Raw genomic sequence first — 717 nt, forward strand, 5'->3', positions numbered from 1 at the left:
CGGGCCGGGGGTTGGGGGCCTGGGGGGGCGGGGCCCGGGGGGGGGGGTGGGGGGGCCCGCCGGGGGGTTACTCCAGGCACCGGGTGATGCGCCGCGCCCGGATTCGTCCGGGTGTCGGCGACACTGGGGGTAGTGGGGGGCCCTGATCGGAGGCCGTCGTGAGCACACCTTCCCCCATCCGCATCGCCGCCGTGCTCTGCGCCGAGCACCGCGGACGGCTCATGTCCCAGGCCCGCGAGGTCAACTTCGCCGAAGGCGCGAGGATCTTCGAGGAAGGCGCGCGCGCCGAGGCCTTCTGGATCATGCGTTCCGGCACGGTGACGCTCCAGGTCCCGCTGCCCGGCCGTCGGCCCGCCCCCGTCGAGAACCTCGGCCCCGGCGAACTGGTCGGCTGGTCCTGGCTCTTCCCCCCGTACGTCTGGCAGCTGAGCGCCGAGGCGATGACCCCGGTGCGCTCGTACGAGTTCGACGCGACCGCCGTCCGCATGCTGATGGACGCCGACCCCGCCTTCGGCTCGGCCATCGGCAACTGGGTCGGACGGGTGCTCGCGCTGCGCCTCCAGCAGACCCGCACCCGGCTGATCGACCTGTACGCCCCGCGCGTCACGACGAGCCGTTAGGGCGGGCCGGCAGAGCCCCGGGTCGTGTTCTGAACCACCCCACGTGATTGTTCATGTCGTTTTTTTTGGAGGTTGGACGATACCCACCCCCCCCGGG

Annotated in this window: 1 protein-coding gene; it reads left to right on the forward strand. The window is 72.7% G+C overall.

The features are described 5' to 3' along the window. Positions 1–158: 158 nt before the first annotated feature. Entirely contained in the window at positions 159–620 is a 462-nt protein-coding gene (locus tag ACFXA3_RS33930) for a cyclic nucleotide-binding domain-containing protein (RefSeq protein WP_385193261.1), read from the forward strand. Positions 621–717: the final 97 nt, after the last annotated feature.

This window comes from Streptomyces sp. NPDC059456 (genome assembly GCF_042750055.1).
GTDB lineage: Bacteria > Actinomycetota > Actinomycetes > Streptomycetales > Streptomycetaceae > Streptomyces.